This window comes from Ferrithrix thermotolerans DSM 19514 (genome assembly GCF_900128965.1).
GTDB lineage: Bacteria > Actinomycetota > Acidimicrobiia > Acidimicrobiales > Acidimicrobiaceae > Ferrithrix > Ferrithrix thermotolerans.
Window position 1 is genome coordinate 42,965 of the sequence record NZ_FQUL01000011.1, and the last position, 21,223, is coordinate 64,187.

General features: G+C 51.0%; 22 protein-coding genes. 16 read left to right on the top strand and 6 right to left on the bottom strand.

What is annotated here, in order from left to right:
- The first annotated feature begins 65 nt into the window (after positions 1-65).
- From BUA24_RS05200 to BUA24_RS05235, 8 genes are all read left to right on the top strand, one after another.
- Positions 66-872, top strand: a complete 807-nt coding sequence (locus tag BUA24_RS05200; RefSeq protein ID WP_084660218.1) for a ferredoxin reductase — start codon at positions 66-68, stop codon at positions 870-872.
- Between the two features lie 9 nt (positions 873-881).
- Complete coding sequence (locus BUA24_RS05205; protein ID WP_072789565.1) at positions 882-1,154, top strand: DUF4031 domain-containing protein; 273 nt, start codon at positions 882-884, stop codon at positions 1,152-1,154.
- A 21-nt stretch (positions 1,155-1,175) separates the two neighbouring features.
- A complete protein-coding gene (gene queG, locus BUA24_RS05210; RefSeq protein WP_072789567.1) occupies positions 1,176-2,231 on the top strand; it encodes a tRNA epoxyqueuosine(34) reductase QueG in 1,056 nt (351 codons plus the stop codon).
- Between the two features lie 77 nt (positions 2,232-2,308).
- A complete protein-coding gene (locus BUA24_RS05215) occupies positions 2,309-3,460 on the top strand; it encodes a glycosyltransferase family 4 protein (RefSeq protein ID WP_084660219.1) in 1,152 nt (383 codons plus the stop codon).
- Between the two features lie 57 nt (positions 3,461-3,517).
- Positions 3,518-3,967 (top strand): SRPBCC family protein, encoded by a 450-nt coding sequence (locus BUA24_RS05220; protein WP_072789570.1) that lies wholly within the window; start codon positions 3,518-3,520, stop codon positions 3,965-3,967.
- A 26-nt stretch (positions 3,968-3,993) separates the two neighbouring features.
- Complete coding sequence (locus BUA24_RS05225; protein WP_072789573.1) at positions 3,994-4,830, top strand: ROK family protein; 837 nt, start codon at positions 3,994-3,996, stop codon at positions 4,828-4,830.
- A gap of 38 nt (positions 4,831-4,868) precedes the next feature.
- Positions 4,869-6,059, top strand: a complete 1,191-nt coding sequence (locus tag BUA24_RS05230) for an aminotransferase class I/II-fold pyridoxal phosphate-dependent enzyme (protein WP_072789576.1) — start codon at positions 4,869-4,871, stop codon at positions 6,057-6,059.
- Positions 6,060-6,205: 146 nt separating this feature from the next.
- Positions 6,206-6,850: an ACT domain-containing protein gene (locus tag BUA24_RS05235; RefSeq protein ID WP_072789579.1), complete on the top strand. Its 645-nt coding sequence runs from the start codon at positions 6,206-6,208 to the stop codon at positions 6,848-6,850.
- Between the two features lie 23 nt (positions 6,851-6,873).
- Here the strand turns inward: BUA24_RS05235 and BUA24_RS05240 are convergent, their stop codons facing one another.
- The gene (locus BUA24_RS05240) at positions 6,874-8,352 is read right to left on the bottom strand and encodes an FGGY-family carbohydrate kinase (protein ID WP_143146396.1); all 1,479 of its coding nucleotides are present in this window, start codon (positions 8,350-8,352) and stop codon (positions 6,874-6,876) included.
- A 252-nt stretch (positions 8,353-8,604) separates the two neighbouring features.
- Here BUA24_RS05240 and BUA24_RS05245 point away from each other — a divergent pair, with 252 nt between their 5' ends.
- Positions 8,605-9,114 (top strand): GNAT family N-acetyltransferase, encoded by a 510-nt coding sequence (locus tag BUA24_RS05245; protein ID WP_143146399.1) that lies wholly within the window; start codon positions 8,605-8,607, stop codon positions 9,112-9,114.
- Positions 9,115-9,155: 41 nt separating this feature from the next.
- Here the strand turns inward: BUA24_RS05245 and BUA24_RS05250 are convergent, their stop codons facing one another.
- Entirely contained in the window at positions 9,156-10,067 is a 912-nt protein-coding gene (locus BUA24_RS05250) for an NAD-dependent epimerase/dehydratase family protein (protein ID WP_072789586.1), read from the bottom strand.
- 192 nt (positions 10,068-10,259) lie between these two features.
- Between BUA24_RS05250 and BUA24_RS05255 the strand changes: the two genes are divergently transcribed.
- The gene (locus tag BUA24_RS05255) at positions 10,260-10,748 is read left to right on the top strand and encodes a GtrA family protein (protein WP_084660220.1); all 489 of its coding nucleotides are present in this window, start codon (positions 10,260-10,262) and stop codon (positions 10,746-10,748) included.
- Between the two features lie 366 nt (positions 10,749-11,114).
- Here BUA24_RS05255 and BUA24_RS05260 read toward each other — a convergent pair whose 3' ends face one another.
- Positions 11,115-13,832, bottom strand: coding sequence for a glycosyltransferase family protein (locus BUA24_RS05260; RefSeq protein ID WP_072789590.1), 2,718 nt, complete (start codon positions 13,830-13,832; stop codon positions 11,115-11,117).
- Positions 13,825-14,634 (bottom strand): glycosyltransferase family 2 protein, encoded by an 810-nt coding sequence (locus BUA24_RS05265; RefSeq protein WP_072789592.1) that lies wholly within the window; start codon positions 14,632-14,634, stop codon positions 13,825-13,827. Before BUA24_RS05265 ends, BUA24_RS05260 begins: the two co-directional genes overlap by 8 nt.
- 267 nt (positions 14,635-14,901) lie before the next feature.
- On the opposite strand from BUA24_RS05265, the gene BUA24_RS05270 reads away from it, so the two are divergent.
- From BUA24_RS05270 to BUA24_RS12130, 3 genes are all read left to right on the top strand, one after another.
- Positions 14,902-17,727 carry a vitamin B12-dependent ribonucleotide reductase gene (locus BUA24_RS05270; protein ID WP_072789594.1) on the top strand — a complete coding sequence of 942 codons (2,826 nt, stop codon included), beginning with the start codon at positions 14,902-14,904 and terminating at the stop codon, positions 17,725-17,727.
- Positions 17,728-17,900: 173 nt separating this feature from the next.
- Positions 17,901-18,083 carry a hypothetical protein gene (locus BUA24_RS12125; RefSeq protein WP_143146397.1) on the top strand — a complete coding sequence of 61 codons (183 nt, stop codon included), beginning with the start codon at positions 17,901-17,903 and terminating at the stop codon, positions 18,081-18,083.
- A 205-nt stretch (positions 18,084-18,288) separates the two neighbouring features.
- Positions 18,289-18,456, top strand: coding sequence for a transposase (locus BUA24_RS12130; RefSeq protein ID WP_143146398.1), 168 nt, complete (start codon positions 18,289-18,291; stop codon positions 18,454-18,456).
- Positions 18,457-18,588: 132 nt separating this feature from the next.
- Here the strand turns inward: BUA24_RS12130 and BUA24_RS05275 are convergent, their stop codons facing one another.
- Positions 18,589-18,795, bottom strand: a complete 207-nt coding sequence (locus BUA24_RS05275; RefSeq protein WP_072789596.1) for a helix-turn-helix domain-containing protein — start codon at positions 18,793-18,795, stop codon at positions 18,589-18,591.
- 137 nt (positions 18,796-18,932) lie between these two features.
- Between BUA24_RS05275 and abiEi the strand changes: the two genes are divergently transcribed.
- Genes abiEi through BUA24_RS11880 form a run of 3 tightly spaced genes read left to right on the top strand, consistent with a single transcriptional unit; the run spans position 18,933 to position 20,412 of the window.
- A complete protein-coding gene (abiEi, locus tag BUA24_RS05280) occupies positions 18,933-19,475 on the top strand; it encodes a type IV toxin-antitoxin system AbiEi family antitoxin (RefSeq protein ID WP_072789600.1) in 543 nt (180 codons plus the stop codon).
- The gene (locus BUA24_RS05285; RefSeq protein ID WP_084660221.1) at positions 19,468-20,175 is read left to right on the top strand and encodes a nucleotidyl transferase AbiEii/AbiGii toxin family protein; all 708 of its coding nucleotides are present in this window, start codon (positions 19,468-19,470) and stop codon (positions 20,173-20,175) included. The genes abiEi and BUA24_RS05285 overlap by 8 nt, the downstream gene beginning before the upstream one ends.
- 24 nt (positions 20,176-20,199) lie before the next feature.
- On the top strand, positions 20,200-20,412 hold the full coding sequence (locus tag BUA24_RS11880; RefSeq protein ID WP_084660222.1) for a hypothetical protein: 213 nt from the start codon (positions 20,200-20,202) through the stop codon (positions 20,410-20,412).
- Between the two features lie 418 nt (positions 20,413-20,830).
- Here BUA24_RS11880 and BUA24_RS13355 read toward each other — a convergent pair whose 3' ends face one another.
- Complete coding sequence (locus BUA24_RS13355) at positions 20,831-21,034, bottom strand: transposase (RefSeq protein WP_419187297.1); 204 nt, start codon at positions 21,032-21,034, stop codon at positions 20,831-20,833.
- Between the last annotated feature and the right edge of the window lie 189 nt (positions 21,035-21,223).

The window sequence follows — 21,223 nt, forward strand, 5'->3', positions numbered from 1 at the left end:
GCTTTAGGTGACAGATGTCGAAGCTGAACAGCTCGTAGTCACCTATTGCAGTTATGCTTTAATCTGTGGTCAATGAACAAAGTCGTAATGAGGTCGAGCTGAAAGTGGAAGATCCCGTGCGGAGAGGCCAATCTGGTAGTGTACGGGCCAAGCCTCCCGTGTGGCAAAAGGGCAAGGTCGTTGGGATCATAGTTGAGACTCCGGAGACCAACACCCTTCAGATCGAGGTGCCTGATCCAACGCCGTTTCTCCCGGGTCAGTACTATAACATCCGTATCCCAATCGAAGGCCGACCCAGACCTATCCAGAGGGCTTACTCTATCGGCTCATCTCCTTTCCCCAACTACTCCGTGGTAGACGTTGGTATCAGGGAAACCCCAGGTGGTCTCGTGTCCCCAAGGCTGGTACGAGAGAGCTTCGTTGGTCAGGAACTAGAGGTAAGAGGGCCCTACGGTGCATTTACCTGGACAGAGCAGGACGGTGGTCCTGTGTTGCTGATTGGAGCAGGCTCGGGTGTGGTTCCTTTGATGGCGATGATCCGTTACCAGGTTTCAAAGGGCCTCTCGACACCGATGCATCTTCTGTTCTCCTCCAAGGGATACGAATATGTAATCTATAGGGATGATCTAGAGCGTCTGGAGAGCGAGAACGGCTGGCTTACGGTCTCCCACGCCTTTACCCGAGCCCCCGGAGACGAGAGGTGCAGATACCACAGACGCATCGATAAAGAGATGATCTCTGAGGTGTTTCACGAGATAGATCCAAAGGTTGCCTACCTCTGTGGGCCTCCGGAGATGGTTGAGGAGAGCGAGAAGGTTCTACTGGGTCTGGGCATGCCTGAAGAGGCCGTAAAGACCGAGAAGTACGACTGAGGCCATGGCGTGATCCTAATAGACCGTCCTCTTTGGTACAAAGACGGCGAAAGATGGTCGCATCTAGTGAGCAACGTATCCCTCGAGGAGCTTCATAGCTTTGTAGACCTGTTGGGAGTTCCCCGAAAGGCGTTTCAGGGTGACCACTACGATATTCCTGAAAGACTGCTCGCAAGATCGATCGAACTCGGGGCTGTGCTTGTAGACCCCCGAAGACTTCTTTCAGAGCTAAAAGCTGCGGGTCTGCGTAGACCTTCGAGTCCAAATCGGCCCTTACGGTGACAATGGGTCTATTTTAGTTTGATGGATTTATCAGGACCGATCGGTCTCGCTAATTCTCTTGACGCTCTCTCGGAGAGGTTACTAGGTAATCTTCGCAGCGCCGGTGCAGTTGCAGCGGGGATCACCTCCGCCGAGGGCTTTGAGGGTGACCTGACCTTCCTCCAAAGACAGCGTGCAAGCGGAGAGAACGACACAATGGCTTTCACCTATCGCAACCCTTACAGATCCACCCATATAAGGGTGACTTACCCCTATGCAAAAAGTATCGTTGTAGCAGCTCATCGCTATGAAAAACCTTTGGAGCCAGAGGTTGACTATGTTGCAGCTTACTCTTTGTCGGACTACTACGCAGAGCTCAGATCCATGCTCTATGATGCATCCCGGTTGCTCAAAGACAACGGATATCGGGCTCAGGTTGTTATGGACTCTAACGCTCTGGTGGACAAGGCCGCTGCCAGGAGAGCCGGATTGGGTTGGGTAGGGAAGAACTCGCTGGTTCTTATCCCAAAGGTCGGATCCAACGTCGTGCTCGGCTCTATTGTGACCGACGCCGAACTATGTTTTACCGACTCCCCCGTGAGGTCTCTATGCGGTAGTTGCACGCGCTGCCAGGACAACTGTCCAACAGGAGCTTTACAGCAGGCTGGAGTTGTAGATGTCTCTAGGTGCCTGGCATGGCTTTTGCAACGCGAGGGGTCGTTCCCTCTCACTTATCGCGAGACGGTTGGCACTCAGATATATGGATGCGACCGATGTCAGACGGTATGCCCTGTCGGTGGGCGGGCTCGGAGAGACTCAAAGAGTCAACTTGAGCCAGCGGAAAGCTCCTTTGAGCCGAAGACACTTCTCGTTCTAACCGACGAAGAGCTGCTAAGACGTTGCGAGAGGTTCTATGTGCCGTCTCGATCGGCTAACCATATTAGGAGAAACGCTCTGTTAGCCCTAGGAAATAAACGTCCCATTACAGACCAAGAGGTCGAACTGCTGCGTCGATACTCGAGATCTCCGGATCCGGTCTTGGCCGAACAGGCGTTGTGGTCGCTTGCGCGACATGGGCTTGCTCTATCATATACATAGCGTCTCGAACTAGATAGTTTTTAGGCTCTCTTGCACTCAAGCACAAGGAGAGCCAGTTTCAAAGTAAACTCCGCAAAGTGAAGATAAGGCACGTTCTTCTTACAAATGACTTTCCCCCCAAGAGAGGCGGCATACAGAACTATCACTACGAGCTCTGGCGACGACTTGACCCAGATACCTTCACGGTCATATGTCCAGCAAGCGGAGATGCGGAAAAAGACCGGGAGTTCGATGACAAAGTAGGCTTTAGAGTTGTAAGACTAAAGGGTCCCCTCCTTCCAACAAGATCACTTGTTTCACTTGTAGAAGAGGAGGTCGCTAAAATCGGCGCTTCTCTTGTCGTAATCGAACCAGCTTTTTTGCTCGGCAGGGTCGGGTGGTCTCTCTCTGTTCCCTATGCGGTCATTGTCTTTGGGGCGGAGTACGTGATACCTGCGGCTATCCCAACACTAAGAACGCAACTTCGTCGGACGATTGAAAGGTCCACGCTCGTGATTGCTGGCGGCGGTTATCCGGCTAACGAGGTGATTCGATCGCTAGCCGGGCGGGGACTCGACCTGTCTAGAAAGGTGAAAACTATTCGTCCGGGCGTAGATCATGACTACTTCCGTGAGCCGACCGAGGCTGAAAGATGCGAGGCTCGAAAGTACTTCTCGGTGGATATGTCTCGTAATGTCGTGGTCTTTGTCTCTAGGCTGGTGCCAAGAAAGGGAGCAGACACCCTGATAAAGGCGGTGGCTCTTATGGAGCCAGAGATTCGTCCTCTGATTATGCTTGGAGGCACGGGGAGAGACGAAGCCAGACTTAGGTCCCTAGCGAGAAAGCTCGACGTCGAGGTGCGCTTTCAGGGCGGACTCTCTAAGTCTGAACTGCGCAGGCTGTATTGGTGCGGAGATGTCTTTGCGATGCTGACGCGCTCTAGGTGGTTGGGTCTCGAACAGGAAGGTTTCGGCATAGTGTTCCTCGAGGCAGCCGCAACGGGTCTTGCGGTTTTAGCTGGTAAAAGCGGAGGGTCTTATGAGGCCGTGCTGCACGGTGAATCTGGATTCTTGGTGGATCCACCAGAGAGCGCTGCGCTCCTTGAAGAGGGGCTGAGACGTCTGCTTGAAGACAGGACTTTGAGAAAGACCTTTGGGGAGAGGGGCAGAAGGTATGTCGTAGAGTGCTGTGACTACGACCACTTATCGACACAGCTGAGGGAAGCTCTTGAGTTAGCGGTGCTAAGCTAAGCTGTATTCGTAGTCTCAAACCGTTACGTTGCGGTTGAGGGAGAGCTAGGAGCGGATGTGGAGATAGCCTCTGAAACCATCGTTGTCAAGGCAACGCCTAGTGAATGCTATGCAGTTGTGACGGACTTCGAGTCGTATCCTCTTTGGGCATCTGACATAAAGGCGGTAGAGGTAGTTAGAAGGGATGACTCTAGCCGACCTCTTGAGGTGACGTATCGGGCTACGGCGTTTGGGCGAAGCGCCTCATACACACTGTCATACGACTATACCAAGGCTCCCTACGAGCTGAGCTGGGTGCTAAAGACCGGAGACATCGTTTCGAAGCTTGATGGGTCCTACAGCCTTAGTGAGTCTGAAGAGAACTTCACCCAGGTGACCTATCAGTTAAGTGCCGAACTCATCGTTCCTTTCCCAGGATTTGTTATGAGAAGGGCGGAGTCTAAGATCATCCACGCTGCGCTTGAAGATCTAAGGCAGAGGGTGGAGTCAAACATCGCTGCCAAGTAACTCGAAGAAAGTTGTAACCGCAAGCTTTGGCTGACACCGATCCATATTTTCTCGGACTTGACATAGGGGGAACGAAGCTATCTGCGTCCGTGATCCTAGACAATGGAGAGGTGTTGAACCTTGGTTATCTTCCTCTCACATCTTTAGATCAACTAGGTGATAGCGCCAACCGCTTGCTCGACAGCTTCAGCATTCAAGGAGCCCAAAGGGTTGGCGTGGCGGTAGCTGCGTGGGTAAGCTCAAGGTCAAAGTCCCCCGTATTTTCTCCGCATCGCCCAGAGTTGATCAGGACTGACTTTGTTAAGCTGCTAGGTCTTGAAGGTCCTAGTCGCATAGTGGTAGATAACGATGCCAACTGCGCAGCCTTCTCTGAGTTGGATCTGTTAGGGGACTCGACGACAGCTGTAGTGAACTTTGGTACTGGGATAGGCATGGCGATAGTTCAAGACGGTGAGCTACTAAGGGGATCGGAAGGCTTCGCTGGCGAGCTGGGTCACTGTTATGCAGGAGGCGTGGTTATCTGCGAGTGTGGAGCGCGAGGGTGTCTGGAGTCTGAGCTAAGGGCTTGTTTCGTAACTTCTGCTGACACTTTGGACGTAGCACAGACGAAGATGTCTCGCTATGTAGAACTTGGAGCCATGGGTCTAAGTTGGGTGATTCGGATTCTAAATCCAAGGGAGATCGTCGTAGGAGGAGGTGTGCCCCTTTTTTGGGAGAACTTCGTGGGCGATCTTATAGGGGCGCTGCCCAGCTATATCCCAGCCTCCCAGTCCTTTACATTGCCGTTGGTTCGTCCATCTCTTCACAAAGAGTACTCAGGGTCGGTAGGGGCTGCACTTATGGCGAGGAGTAATCTTCAATAGATGAGACAAGGTATCTCTTTGCAATGTAGCATCTGTCTGTGCAGTTTCGCAGGATAGAGTCCATTCCCCCTTATGTGTTTTCTGTGGTTGACGGGAAAAAGAGAGAGGCTCGGCGACTAGGGAGAGACGTTATCGATCTTGGATTCGGCAACCCCGACATCCCATCTCCCGACGTGGCGGTCGACAAACTGGCGGAGGCTGCGAGAAATCCAAGGAACCACCGTTACTCGGTATCGAGAGGCATTCCGAATCTGAGGGCTGCGATAGCCGATAGATATAAGGCCCTTTACGGGTGCGATCTTGACCCAGATACCGAGGTTGTGGCGACTATTGGTGCTAAGGAGGGTCTAAGCCACCTGATGTGGGTTCTACTTGGTTCGGGCGATGTGGCTCTGGTGCCCTCTCCAAGTTATCCGATACACATATGGGCACCACTGTTTGCAGGAGCTGAGGTGGTGCAGGTTCCTCTCGGAGTCTCTCTATCTGGCGAGCTGTCCCCAGAGGAGGAGTTTTTTGACAGACTAATAGAGAGCTACGAGGCCTCTTGGCCCAGGCCAAGGGTGGTGATCGTCTCCTTTCCGCATAACCCTACTACCACCTGTGTAGACCTTGCGTGGATGACAAGGCTAGTCGAGTTTGCAAAAGAGAGAGACGTCGTCTTGGTGCACGACTTTGCTTACTCCGATACCTATTTCGATGGGCTGAAGCCCCCCTCTATCTTGCAGGTGCCTGGTGCAAAGGACGTCGCCGTTGAGCTGTACACCCTCACCAAGTCTTTCTCAATGGCGGGCTGGAGAGTTGGATTTATGGTAGGCAACGCCGAGATATGTCAAGCACTAGCAAAGATGAAGAGCTATTTGGACTACGGAACCTTCCAGCCTATTCAGATAGCTGCAACGGTGACATTGAAAGAGGCACAGGACTATCCCGATGAGGTAAGACGGATCTACACACAGAGACGAGACGCCTTATGTGACGGACTGGACCGGATCGGATGGCACATCGATAGACCCAAGGGAACGATGTTTGTGTGGGCTGAGATACCGAAGCGTTATGAACATATGAGTTCATTAGAGTTCGCCTCCTTTATGATCGACGAAGCTGATGTGGCTGTATCTCCAGGTGTTGGCTTTGGCCCTGGCGGTGATCGGCACGTGAGGTTTGCACTAATTGAAAACGAGCAGAGAATTGCGCAGGCTGTTCGCAACCTAAAGCGCCTGGCGCTTTAGTGAAGCTCTGTGTTTTTTCTACATTGAGCTATCCGATCTTTAACTCAGGCTTAACGACTAGACGTACCTCCTTTCTTACCGTTGCTGTATGATCTGCCGATAGTTCTAAAAAGATCTTAGAGAGCACCTGCGCACAGGGAGGTACTTTGAAAAGGTTTCGCCTGCGACTATGGCTTGATGACAGACCCGGGGCTTTGGGTGCAGTTGCTTCAAGGATTGGGTCTGTGAAGGGGGATCTGGTTGGAATAGAGATCCTTGAACGCGGAGGCGGTAGGGTAGTCGACGATCTTATCGTCGAGCTTGAGTCTGACTCTTTGATAGAACTCATGATCAAAGAGATCTTAGAGGTCGACGGAGTCGCTGTTGAATATGTAAAAGATGCCTCTGTGTTAGAGGGAGAGGGAGCTCTCATCGCCCTGCGTTTTGGCGCCGAGCTTGGGAGCTATCGCTCCTTCGATGAAAAGACCGAGGCTTTGGTTAAGTTTTTGCACGATACCCTTGATGCAACGTGGACAGCGGCGATCGACATCGAAAGCGGTCACTTCGTCTGCATCGAGGGCGAACCCCCAAAGGCTGAGTGGTTGGTAGCCTTCGTCAAGGGAGCGACCTACGAGGAGGCGACTGGAGATTCGTCAAAGGCAATGGCTCCCAAAGAACTTACATGTGCGACTATCAACGGTAGTAAAAGAGCGATCGTCCTTATGCGGACGGACCATGCGTTTAGAGACGCCGAGAGGCAACAAATCCGGTATCTTTCAGCTATTCTTAGTTCCTATCTTCGGATGGGATGACAGATACATGAGACATCTTTGGCCTATGGTCGTGTTGCGTACGCGATCGTACGCTTTACTCGTTCGCTCCACAGTCCGTAGCGCTGCTTCATCTGTGTATTTGACACCGTAGGTCGAAACTCGGTATCAACTTGGTTGTGCCGAGCGGCTTCATCGAGGTCTGAGGCGAGACCCAAAGAGTAGGAGGCTCCGGCGAACGCACCGTAAGCTGTCGACTCTCGTAGTTGAGATCTTTGAAGAGTAACTCCTATCGAGTCTGCCTGCAGCTGACATAAAAGAGATGAGCGAGTTAGACCCCCGTCCACTCTTAGCGTTTCAATCTCAGCGCCCCCCAACTCTTTCATGGCGGCTAATAACTCCGTTATCGAGTTCACCACGCCTTCTACGACAGAGAGCACGATATCCTTTCTTGTTGTGGAGTGAGATAGTCCAAAGATCGCCGCCTGGGTGTTCGATACCATATGAGGTGATCCAATTCCATCAAAGGCCGGTATGAACACCGGCGAACCGGCTGAAAAAGATGGCTTTCCCATGGTGTCGATCTCGTCGTAGTTCTCTATAAGACCAGCGTTTTCTTTCAGCCAGGTTAGGACAGACCCTGCGGAGAACGACGCTCCTTCCAGTGCGTAGCATGTACCCAAAGACTCGCCCGAGTAGGCGATAGTTCCTAAAACTCCCCGAGAAGGTGGAACAACTCTTGAAGCTCCGGTGCTGATCATCGCAAACGCTCCGGTTCCATAGGTAATCTTTCCTCTTCGCGATCCAGTCGCAGATTGCCCGATGAGCGATGCCTGTTGATCTCCTAATATGGCAGCGATAGGGACGCCGTCGATAGAGGGAAGAACGTCACCGGAGATCGATATGTCCATAGGGAAAGATGAAACAACCTCAGGCATAGACAGTGAAGTGGCATGAAATAGCTCCAGCAATTCAGGAGAAAAGGTTAGAGATCTTGTGTCGAACATAAGTGTTCTCGAAGCATTAGATGGGTCGGTCACGAACCTTTTCCCACCTGTTAGAGCGCTACATATAATAGTGTCGACGGTAGCAAAACGAGATCCATCTAATGGGTCTCTTGTATCCATTGCCATGGCTAGGACCTTAGAGCCAGAGAAGTAGGGATCTAGTGGCAAGCCCGTCCTTTGAAGCGTCTCCGATTCAAAACCTTTATCTCTTAGATCCTCGCAAAGCCTTTCAGTTGAGCGGTCTTGCCAGGAAATAAGAGGTGTTATCGGCGATCCGTGTCTATCGAGCAGTGCGAACGACTCCCGCTGGTTAGTTATGGCTACGGCCAATGGACTTGACTCCTGCTGCGCAACGCTCTCGTCGATGCATTGCAAAACCTTATCTACAAGGACCTTGGGATCTTGACACAAGACGTTTTTAGCGTTGTAGTAAAAGTCCAAGGGGCGTTGCGAGATGTAAAGGACGTTTCCGTCAAGGTCAAATGCGACGGCACGCACAGATGAGGTTCCGGCATCGAGTGCAAGGATGTAGTCCATCACTTCAACATAGCAGCTGTTCCTCTGTCGTAGGAGAGGCCGAAGGAGGAACAGCTATCTTGTGATCGAGTGGACTCAAACCTTGAGCTAAGCTAAGTGCAGTCGACGTCTCCGCCTGTTCCTTGTGCAAGTTATCTATCTCTTCATGCCGAAGTGGGTTTCTAAGTGGTAAGTGGAGAGATCTTAGGCGAGTACTTTAGGGGGTACTTTTGAGCTTGGAGACTTGAGCTAAGGGAAGGTTCGGTGGAAGTGATGCTATGGGGATCAAAGGTGGTGCCTCGTGCGATTGAAAGTGGCGACTTTGAGCGTCTCCGGGAGTTTCAAAACGACCTAGAGATTGAAGTTCCAAGGGGTGGAGAACCTCACCGTCTGCGCTCTAGGACCGAGATAGCTTCGTATTTTGAGCCTCTCAACGAGATAGGCAGTGCGTTTAACTTCGCAACCGCTCCAAAGGATAATCTAGAGACGGCGATCGGTCACTGTGGACTGTTTAATCTTTCTAACAGCTCCAGAACCGCCGAACTTGGGATAACGTTTGGAGATAGATCTTGCTGGGGGAGGGGTTATGGACGCGACAGCGTGGGGGTATTGGTGGACTATGCATTTCGTATCCACAACCTACGAAAGATTACTCTGTGGGTACACTCTGACAATGAGCGTGCAAGACGTAGCTACGAGGCGGCTGGTTTTGAGCAGGAGGCGATCGGTAAGGATCATATGTGGAGCTCTGGAGGTTACGCTGACCTTGTAGCGATGTCCTGATTCAGATCCTCGATCGATGTCTTGATCCGATACTCGTCGTCCTAGCGCTTTACCTTTCGTGTGGCTATGAAGTCATCCCAGGTGCGGCTAAGCCCCTCCTCTAGGGAAACTGAGGCCTTCAGACCAAGTCGATCCGCCTTTTCGAGGCTTATCTTTACTCCCAACATCTCACCTTTTTGTGGAGGTATATGAGGTGGGGACAGTTCCCGACCAACGACCTTGGATACCATAGCTACCACCTCGGTCACGGTGTATGAGACGCCAAAACCGAACGATACTGTCCCAGTTACTCGCTGTTCTGCGAGCTTGATGAAGGCTCCAACGACGTCATCGATGTATACATAGTCCCTGAATTGGTCTCCTTCGCCGTATATGCGGAAGTCGCTCTCTCCTACCGCATAACGCATCAGACGTGGCACAATAGAGTCTTTGTTCCACATAGAGGGACCGTACACGTTGGTGAGGCGAATGTTTGCAGTAGCAATGTCGTAGGAGTGGTGGTAACCGGAGGCTAACATCTCGGCTGCTGCCTTGGTGGCTCCGTACGGGGTTAGAGGATTTAGCCCAAGGGCCTCTGTGATCTCGCCTTCGGTGTAGTTGCCAACGACAGCGTTTGAAGATGCACTTACTACCGCCGGTACGTTACGCTTCCTGGCGTACTCGAGAACCTGAAAAGTACCGGTGACGTTTGAGTAGAAGGCGTCTACGGGGTCGGTTATGGACTTTAGTACCGAGGTTCTTGCCGCTAGGTGAAGAATTGCGTCAAAGGCGACCTCGGGCACCTGCCGCCAAGTCGATTCATCTTCTATATTTCCCTTTATGTATTCATCGAACTCGACTTTGGGAGGGTTTTGGTCGATGTTAACGACGTAGGTTCCTCTTTCCTTGAGGTGTTTAGCGATCTGGCCCCCGATGAACCCAGAACCTCCTGTTACAATGACTCTACCTAACAATGTTAACTCCCAACGTAACCCTTATGTCACGTATCAGGATAGGAGTAGCTTTGAAGGTGAAGTATCGGTAAATTGTTATGGTATCGTTAAGGTTACCGCCGAGTAGGGACTGCTTATTCAGGGATACTAGATTTATACCGATAAGATGTTGGCGCCAAATAGCCTGCGCCCCTTGGAGTTTGGTGGTGTTCTTTGACGATAACACAAAGTGTTGGCAAGTTGCATTGGATCTGGAACTCCGTTTTAGGGAAAAGGTTGCTCAAATACGCAGCAGGTTCAGGAATATCAGCTGTAATCTCGCAGATCGCATTTATCGTGAGCTTTGGAATACTGCACCTCTTTGGCTCCAGGGGCTCATCGATACTCGCCACTCTCATAGGAGCCGTTCCCTCCTACTTCTTGAATCGGAACTGGGCTTGGCAGAAGCGTAGCCCCTCTTCCTTTGGCAGGGAGGTAGTGCCCTATTTTGTTATGGCAATCCTAGGGCTTGTGTTTTCGACCTGGAGCGCAGATTTTGCTAACACTCATGCGAGCATCGTGGGTTCCTCTCATACGCTGAGGGTCCTGTTTGTATCAGCGGCGTACTTCGGAGCCTTTGCAGTTCTTTGGGTAGCTAAGTTTGCTTTCTTGAACAAGTTTCTCTTCGGCGACGACAGCTCATCCGCCTTTGTGGTTGACTAGGTCACAAAGGGGTTCTTAATTCCTGAAGGTTCTTCGCCGAGGGATAAGTTATCCCTCGTGCTGCAAATAGGTGAAGGATATGTAGCCAGAGCGATCTTTGCCTTAGGAGGAGGGGAGGGCACCGAAAATGTTCTCTCTCCTAATCATCTGTTTCGACAACAAGCTTATCGAAATCTGCACCATCGACAAATCAATTGTCTCGAGCTCTACTGTCTAAGGCAGTTACCTACTTACGACCTTAGATGTTAATCTTCGACCTAAGGTTTGAGAAAGTTTCCATAGATGTATCCGTCTTTGTTTCGGACTTAGTTGGGTTGTATCTGGTCGTAAGGCTCTCATATTTTTGATATCTTCTCGGGCGAGTATCTAAGTTTTAGTTGTTTGGAAAGGGGTTCCTCCTTCACTCATTGTAGGTTTGAGTCGATCTACTCGTGAAGTGAGACTTAGGAATAACAAGGCGACTGTAAGTGCCAGACCCACGCCGAACAGTGTCTCTGCGGTCGTCAGACCAGGGGGAGTGTAAGAGAGTGTCACCGTTGTTGCCCCCGGTGGAACTGTAACTGTCTGCAGTGATCGATACTGTCCTACCTTCAGTGTATGTATCTTTCCAGCTGAGGAGTAATATGCCTTCCAGCCAGATGTGTATGCTTGGCTTACGACCGCTGTAAAGGCCGCTTTGGAGACGGCATCAAAGGTGATGGAGCCGTCTAGGCTCTGCCTGACCGACGTGATCCTCGCTCCTTTAGGAGCCATGATGAGACTTCTGTGGGGGTGGCGGTAGGTAAAGATCGATAGCCCGTTCGGTCCTGGCGTATAAGAGTAGAGCATCGGAGTAACTACGTGAGATAGCCATCCGTTCAGTTCAAACAAGTTCTCTCCTGAGTCAATCACCACTTTTGAGTACGGTGAGCCATTTACTGTTTCTAACTTGCCACAGGTCTGAAGCCTAATTTCGTAAGCAGGTTGCGTAACAAAGGGAGTTTCGAAGAAAACGTAACCTCCTTCGACTACCCTTTGGCTAAGTTGTTGAGTTCCCCATACTCCGATTGCTTCTGCACCTTTTATGCAAGATGCGGTGGTATGCAGTGGAACTTTGATACCTACGTAAGTTACGACCGTTGGAGAGCCTAGGTAGAAACTTGAAGTCTCCTCCTTCTCCCCTGAAGTCTTGGCGATCGCTTGTAAGTTGGAACCCACATATGTTATCGGCGGCTGTCCGTTGGTCGGATTGTTTGGCTTTGGCAGCCTTGACAAGAAGTACTTCGAGCCGGAGGTCAGTCTTGTTATGTTTAGATCCCTAACTCCAAAGCTGTCGAGTATGTAAGGGTTGATTGAGCCCTGTAGTTTGGAGTTAGTGACGTTGTTGTAGCCAGCGATGCCCAAAGAGGCATACCCTTGGGCTGAGAGCTGTCTTTGAAGGTAGTTAAGGTCAGGAAGTCCGACTTTCAGAAGGTTTGAGTAGTAAAAGAGGTAAGGGTCGAATATCACGCTCCGTTCATCTCCAGGTAGGTGTGGTGTATATTTCGTGAACTCCGCATGGTTTCCATACGGACCGCTTTGGGGAATCTGACCGATCAGTGTCTGTCCTGCGTAAGAAATGATTTGAAACGCAGTAACGAAAAGTGCTATTCGAAAGGTATCTCTAGCAAGAGTTACCCTGTCTGTGTAGATCGAGACGACAAGCGCAACTAGAGCGATGATCGATAAGGTAGCACCGACAGTTACCAAGACTTGTAGCCCGCCAAGCTGTACTGGGTAAGGGGCGGGAACGTCAAGTGCCCGAAACAAGGTCAAAGGCGAAACCAAAAGGGCTAGAGCCAAGGTCGCAGATAGTAACGAGATTACAGACACTAGCGCTAGGAGAACCCTTGGCTTTACCTTTATTGGTACTCCCACGAGTGCCTTCGATGCGAGTTTGTCAAAAGATGCCCCGAAGGACAGAGTCAGAATAAGGTCGACTGCGTACATGTTCCTAGATGGAAGTCTCTGAAGGTTGTAAAGAGGTACGTGGGCCATGATGAACTCAAATGGCGGAAGGTAGGTGCCCAGGGCTAGTACTACAGCCACGGCCAATGCAGCCAGGAAGGCTCTGCGAAGCTCGTTAGATATGCTGCCCAGCTTGGCGCTGAACAATGTTGTAGCACCAACAACGGTTACGATGGGGGGAAGATATGTCGAGATCTCTGCGAGGTTGTAACTGGAGAAGTAGCTAACGACACCCAGCGAGCCGTAGTTACCAAAGAGAAACGGCGATATGAAGGTTGGTAAGAAGTACGGACTGTAAGGCCCAGCCTCGAAGAAGTTGGAAGCAGTCTTTGCTCTATTGGAGAGAGCTTCAAAGAGTAGTCCTGGAATCCACTGGATCGATGACAGAAGCAGAGCCAAGACTCCGGCCGTGGCAAATAGGGCTACGGTCCTAGCCTTATCTCTATCTGAAAGGAGAAGAACGAAGCTCACCACAGCGCACATAATTAGACCGTCGATCATGGCCTCAGGAGCTCCGGCTAGCACCACTAAAGAGAAGGAGATGCCGAAGAAAGCCGCCTCTCGCATGCGTAAAGAGATGGTTTGTTGCTTGAAGAAGCGCAAAACAAAGTACAGCATCCATATCGAACCAGCAATGCCTTCAATCATGTCGATGTGGACGCTCTGGGATGCAAACTGTCCGGTGAAGGTAAATACAAGTGCACTCAAAACAGAGGCAGTCTTCGATCCCCCGAGCTGCCGTACCGTCAGATAAACACCCGTTGAGGCTAGGAAAAAGGTTAGAGCAACGTTGAGGCTCATAGCTAAAGAGGGTGGGAGGAAGATAAAGAGCCATGTGAGGGGAAAGAAGACTCCAGCGTTGAATCCAGCTAGGAGAGGCTCGCCCGCCCAGTTGAATTTGTCCCAGGTCGGTAGATGACCTTTTGCTAGGATCGCTCCTGCCATGGCCCGAAGGGGAAGGTTTTGGTTGAGGTTGTCCCCATATATGAGAGGGTCGCCGAGCGCTAAGGGTATCAGGTAGATAGCAAGATCAACTGTGAATATCCAGACAAGAGGTGACGAAAGTACCCGTGAGGGTGTACTGATTGTCTTAGCCACGAACTACGAAGCGCTCTCTTATCCATGTTGAAAAGACAACTCGTGCGTAGTTCAATCCGTACTTCAGATTGTTACCCTTCTTCGACTTTCCGGTGTGTCGTTTTGACATAACGACCGGATGCTCAGTTACGGTTGCTCCTGCGTAGATTGCAGATATGAGAAGCTCTGAAGACTGATACTGAGGCTCCTCGAGACGGATCCGATCGAGCAGTTCGGTCCTTAAGACTCTGATACCAGATGAGGTGTCTGTGACTGGGTACTTGGTTAGAAACGAGATAAGACGGGCAAAGACCTTTACACCTAGATCTCTTATAGGGTCACCAACCTCTGAATGGCCCAGAACCCTGGAACCTTGGACAAAGTCCGAACTTTTGTCTCGCACCATCTTTACCATCAGCTCAAGGTCGGAAGGGTTCCACTGTCCATCGGCGTCTACTACCGCTACTATTGGAATATTATTCAGACAGGCGACCTTGTAACCGAGCTTTAGGGCCGCTCCTTGTCCTCGGTTGATCGGAGCGGCACAGACTAGTAGTCCGGCTTCCTTCGCCATCTCGACGGTGTTGTCCGTTGATCCGTCCGAGACTACTACGGTCTGGGCCTTTAGGTCACCTATGGACGAGGAGATGACACTGGCTACCTTGGCGATGTTCCGTTCTTCGTTGTAGGCCGGAATCAGCACTAAGACCGATACCTCTTCAAGAGCTTTGGGATTATCAGACATGAATTCAGCAAGGGTTTCTCTATCGATCGGATCGGTACCTAAGCGAGCCTCGGTGCTTACGGGCAAAGGGGACGACATCTCTATAGGGCTCTCTTTTTGTAGCTATCGTGAACTAATTGAATATTTTACAAAAACCAACTTCATATAGAGTAGCAACTGCACTTATGGAATCGCTTTAACAATATTTTCGAAATCTCTATGATAGTGACACCTTTGTAATTTCTACTGAGATACAATATCTCGTGGGTAGTGCAAGGTACCACACTACCAGTAGTGGTTAATCGGCGTAAATGTGAACATACAAACGCCCAGAGTGATAATACAAACTTAGCTTTGGAGGCACCGGTGGCTATCGCCCCTGAGAGATTGACAGTAAGTTTCAGCCGTTTCTTCACGAAGGAAGGGGAAAATCCCTATGACAGCGTCGTGTGGGAGCGTAGAGATTCGAGGATAACTAACTACAGAGACGGCAAAGTTGCCTTTGAGCAGCTTGGTGTTGAAGTACCTAGTACATGGTCACTAAATGCGACAAACATATTGGCACAGAAGTACTTTCGGGGTACACCTGGAACGAAGGAAAGAGAAAGTTCTCTAAAAGAGGTTGTCGACAGGATAGTGGACACCATCACCGAATGGGGAGCCAAGGACGGATACTTCGTAGACGACGAACAAAAAGAAAGTTTCAGGCACGAGCTCAAGTACCTCCTTATTCACCAACGCGCTGCCTTCAACTCACCGGTGTGGTTCAACATAGGAGTGAAGGGGGTTCCTCAACAGGCCTCAGCATGTTTTATCCTCTCCGTTGACGACGATATGAACTCGATTCTGAACTGGTACCGGGAAGAGGGGATTATCTTCAAAGGTGGATCTGGTGCGGGTGTCAATCTCTCAAAGATCAGGTCCTCTAAAGAGCTGCTTCAAGGTGGTGGCACAGCATCGGGTCCAGTGTCGTTCATGCGAGGTGCGGATGCCTCAGCCGGTACGATCAAGTCAGGTGGAAAGACTAGAAGAGCAGCAAAGATGGTGATCTTGAATGTCGACCATCCTGACGTAGAAGAGTTCATCTGGTGCAAGGCACAAGAGGAGCGCAAAGCCAGAGTGCTTAGAGACGCTGGTTTTGATATGGATCTTGATGGTAAGGATTCGTTCTCTCTTCAGTATCAAAACGCCAACAACTCAGTGAGGGTTACCGATGACTTCATGCGTGCTGTCGAAGAAGATGGAGATTGGGAACTCAAGGCCGTAACCGATGGTTCTGTGGTCAAACGAGTCAAAGCCCGTGAACTCATGCGTGAGATAGCGCAGGCTGCATGGGAGTGTGCAGATCCAGGTATACAGTACGATACCACGATCAACAGGTGGCATACTGCTCCTAACTGGGGACGGATCAACGGTTCTAACCCATGCTCGGAGTACATGCATGTGGACAACAGCTCTTGCAATCTCGCTAGCTTCAACCTGCTTAAGTACCTAAATGATGATCACAGCTTCGATGTTGAGGGGTTTATGCACTCTGTCAAGGTCGTCTTTTTGGCCCAAGAGATTTTGGTGGGCAACGCTGACTATCCGACCGAGGTGATAGGTGCAAATTCAAGGCGATTCCGACAGCTCGGCATAGGCTACGCCAACTTGGGAGCTTTGCTCATGGCGCAAGGCTTGGCTTATGACTCAGATGAAGGTAGAGCCTGGGCTGGTGCCATTACAGCGCTTATGACCGGAACGGCTTATGCGACATCGGCGGAGATGGCTGCGAGGATGGGGGCATTCTCAGAGTATGAGAACAACAGTGACGCCATGAAGAACGTGCTCTCGATGCATAGGAGTGCTCTTGATGCAATCGATGCTTCTTTGGTACCTGCGGCGCTAATTCAGTCGGCTAGGGAGAGTTGGGATAGGGCTGTAGCTGGATGCGAGACATTTGGAGTTCGCAACTCACAAGCTAGTGTTCTAGCTCCGACCGGAACCATCGGTCTACTCATGGACTGTGACACGACGGGGGTTGAACCAGATCTTGGACTAGTGAAGTACAAGAAGCTAGTTGGCGGTGGCACAATGGCCTTTGTAAATCAAACTGTGCCTCGTGCTCTTGATGCTCTTGGTTACTCCGGTGATGAGATAGAAGACATAGTTAACTATATAGATCAGCACAAGACGATCGTGGGTGCACCAAGGTTGAAAGACGAGCATCTGCCGGTCTTTGCGTGTTCGATGGGCGATAACGTCATTCATCACTTGGGGCACATAAAAATGATGGCAGCGGTCCAACCCTTCATCTCGGGAGCGATCTCAAAGACAGTAAATTTGCCGGAGGAGGCAACGGTTGAAGACATCGAGCAGCTTTACATCGATGCTTGGCGCATGGGTGTCAAAGCAGTAGCGATCTACCGTGATAACTGCAAGGTTGCCCAGCCGTTGTCGACAGCCAAGAGCTCGGATAAAAAGTCTGAGGAACCCGCTCAAGTGACTGAACTGACTGAACTTGAAAGAAAGATTGAAGAGCTCGAACAAGCTCTCAAGATTCAGACCGTGGTTGTAAAACAACCGATTCGGGAGCGACTTCCTCGGAAGAGAAGATCTTCCACCTTTGCGTTTCAGGTGGCAGACTGTGAAGGTTATGTAACCGTAGGCGAGTACGAGGACGGCAGACCGGGAGAGGTCTTCATGAAGGTGTCAAAGCAGGGTTCGACTCTTGCTGGCATTATGGATGCATTCTCGATCTCGGTGAGCCTAGGACTCCAGCACGGAGTGCCCCTTTCGACCTTTGTCAGAAAGTTCACCAATATGCGATTTGAACCAGCTGGCATCACAGACGATCCTGATCTCCGCATCGCCAGCTCACTTGTGGACTACATATTCAGACGCTTGGCGGTGGACTACCTTCCTCTTGAAGAGAGACAAGACCTGTCGATTCTGACCACCGAAGAGAGATCTCAGCTCACACTGTTTCCGACTGAAGAGATGGTGAAAAATGAGCGAGAAACCGCTCCGCCTTATGGTAAGGAGGATGTGTCCAAAACGTCTGCTACCCAAGTAGAACAAAGTCAAACCGCACTCATAAGCAGGTCAGAGCAGAGGGATGCCCCTTATTGCTTTGAGTGTGGCAATGTGATGCAAAGATCAGGTTCTTGCTATGTGTGTTCCAGTTGTGGCACAACAAGCGGCTGTTCGTAACGAGAGCCTGTTGCGAGTTTCCTGAATTCCGGTTGCGAGTTTCGTAGCCGTGAGGCAGGCACAGGAGGCTTGCTACGTGAGAAGGGGAGCCGCCGTTGCCGGGTGGCTCCCCTTGGTGCCTTCCTACTCGGTCGCGAGCGCGATGCGCCGTTCTTTGCAGACCAGGGTGGTGGTTGAACGGCTCTCAGGCGGCGCGTGGTGTTGACGGGCCTTCTGCAGTGGCTGCGAGGCTCGAAAGGTGCAGGTTGACGGCTGCGCAGGCGAGAGCGACGACGATCCCAAACTTCGTTCTGCCCCGTAGCCTGATGGCCTTGTTCTTCAGCTGGATGAGGTCGGGATTCTTCAGCATCGAGTAGCTGCGCTCGACAGAGGAACGCTTGGCTTACTCCTGCTGCCAAGTGCGGCTTCCTCGCAGAGGGTTCTGCCAGGTGATCGGGGCACGGAATGCTTCCCAGGGGTTGTGTCCCGATAGTTGTGCAAATTCCACGAGTGAATTGATTTGCTAGTGGTGGCCATGGTATCTAGGAATTATTAGAAACCAGAACCTCAAGGAGGTAGACCATGACCACCACAAACAATACTAAAGCACTTATCGAGTCAGTAAAAGAGATACTTACTCAAGATGGAGATCTGCTAAGAAATATTATCCAACAGGTCCTACAAGAGATGCTAGAAGCAGAGATGGATCAGGTGCTTGGTGCATCTAGGTTTAGATCCCATCATCTCTGATCGACAGAAACAGGCTCGCCTTGGATGGTCCAACTCCATGATGGCAAGACACTATATAGATGCTATCTCTGCCGAGGACCAAAGAGCTGCTAGGTACCTTGCATCTGTCTTGGTTCAAAGAGATGAAGATATCTAACTAGCAACCGCCGGCGTCTCTCCGTTCAGTACACGCATGAGGGCGGCTCTTGAGACCTTCTTCCTCCTGCCGATCGTAAGAACCCTTACAGGGAAGGTTCCATCTGTTATCGAACGATACGCTGTTGAGCGATCAATACCCAACAAGATGGCAGCCTCCTCAACGCTTAGGAGATACTTGGTAGTATTTGTGTCCTTAGGCACCTAACGTCACCTCCTCTCGATATTTCTAAAGTAAACCATTACTCATCGTTCAGATTCACGAGTTCTCGACGATGAAAGGAAAGTCCGGGTTCTATATATGTGGAGAAACCCTACGTGTCTGTATAACATATAACTATATGAACCGTTTAGCTCTTCTGAACCGCCTGTCCCCTTTGGAACAGCGTGGGATCATCGTCTTCACCAAAAGGGACTTAGAAAAGGTCTTTCCAGAGGAGAATGGGAAGACTATGGAAAAAAGTCTGGAACGTATGCGCCAAGACCAACTTCTGGTACGTGCCGCTCGAGGTGTCTACGTCTTCGCTCTAGCTATCCCCCGACACCGCGGTTGGCTCATTGAAGATATTGCTAAAGCTCTGCGCCCTAACGACTTTAATTACGTATCACTGGAGAGCATATTGTCTGAGTACGGGGTCATCTCACAGATCCCCGTGGATCGACTTACAGTGATGACGACAGGTGCCAAAGGACTTCACCATACTCCTTTCGGCACTATCGAGTTCACCCATACAAGCAGATCCCTCCCGGATCTCCTGGAACGAACCTTAGTCGTGAACGGACGCCCCTTACGCATCGCTACAAAGGTGGCAGCCGTCCAGGATTTGCGCCGAGTGGGACGAAATCTAGATCTAGTGGATTGGGAGGAGGTAGTAGATGACTAGCGAGGACTTCGCCCGCTACGTGGATATGGCTATGGCGGGACAGGGCGGATTGGGATTTATGCGCCCTGTGGTCGAGAAAGAGCTACTGCACTATGAGCTCTTCTCTGCCCTAGACGAGGCAGGCTTACTTAAATCTCTAGTTTTTCAAGGGGGCACGGCGTTGCGACTCTGTTACGGTTCCAACCGATTCAGCGAGGATCTGGACTTTGCTGGGGGCATTTCATTTGATGCTAAGAACATGGACACGATCAAGGATTGCATCGTCACGCAAATCGGGCAACGCTTCGGTCTGGAAGTCACCGTCAAAGAACCCAAAGCATTCTCTGGTGGAGGAAAAATCCACGTCGACAAGTGGACTGTGATTATCCACACTAATCCTGGGCGTCCGGATCTGCCTATGCAGAAGATCAAGTTGGAGATCGCCAATGTCCCAGCCCACACTCGCGATATTCTGCCACTGCGCATTAACTACTCAGTTTTGATTGGCAGATATCCTACGCTCGTGGCAGTCGAAACCGGTGATGAAATCTTGGCGGACAAACTGATCGCCCTGCCCATGTCCATCTCCCGATTAAATGGCAGCACCGTGGAGCCCACTCCCTCCCGTATTAGGTATCGGGATATCTGGGATATCGCTTGGCTGTTATCCCAAGGAGCGCACCTCGAAACCGAGCTGGTGACACAAAAAATTGACGACTAGGGACTGTCTTATATCTATCCGCAGTTGCTCGAAAGGGCTATCAAGGACATTCCCACCATTGCCGGTGGGATGGCGTATCGTACCCAGATGGCGCGCTTTCTCCCCAAAGAACAGCATGAACAGGTGTTTGGCAAAGCTGGATACGAACAGTACTTCGCTCGTACTATCAACACACAACTGCAACAGGTAGAACACGGCCTCCGGCGTGACGGGCCAAGCTACGAGTTCCAGCTCTAGGTGGCTATACCGATCTTTAGGTACTTCTCGATCGCTGGTCTGATCTTGGAGCTGTACATACCTCAACCAGGAGGCCCGTCAAGCCCTTATAACTTCTACGGTGGTGAAGTGGGCATTTTGTCAGTACACAGCCTTTGCAGGTCTCGAGGGTTGTGGAGCTCAACGTTACTATAGTACGACCGCAGCTCATGACGCCAATTACCACACGTTGTTAGGACCCTGCTGAACTACCCGCATCCTCACCACCTCTGCTTAGGCAACGGGCTCCGATTGGTGCTGTCTGGTTCCTGGCCCCTTACTTTGTAGTCCTCCGTATCTCTCTGTTGGGAGAGGTGAGGGAGGAGGAGTGGTCTTAACTCACAATCACCCAGTTCCCGTACTCTCTCGTGAGGTTGTTGTGAAGAAGGACTTTCAAGTTTCAGACCGTTCCAAGGAGGAGATAGTGCCTTCTGTTCTTGATGAATCCCCGGTAGCAGAGCTTTGCACCATTGAGCTTGCGTTTCATCTGGGCATGGATCCGTTGTACGCCTAGACGAATCGCTTGGTACTGGGCTCTGGTCTCGGCATCCTTCCAATTCTCACGTTGAACCCTGGCATAGACATGATTCGGGCCAAAGGTCATGACTCGTCCTCATTTGGAACGGGTACAGCGATGCCGCAATGCGCAGGTTCCACAGTACTTGGTAAAGGAGGCTCTCCCCTTGGCTGAGATAGTCACGGTATGACCCACTCGACAGGTGTGTCGTTGGCTGCTTAGATCACCGTGAAGTCATCGACGCTATAGCCATCGGGTACCGCCATAGTGAGGGGT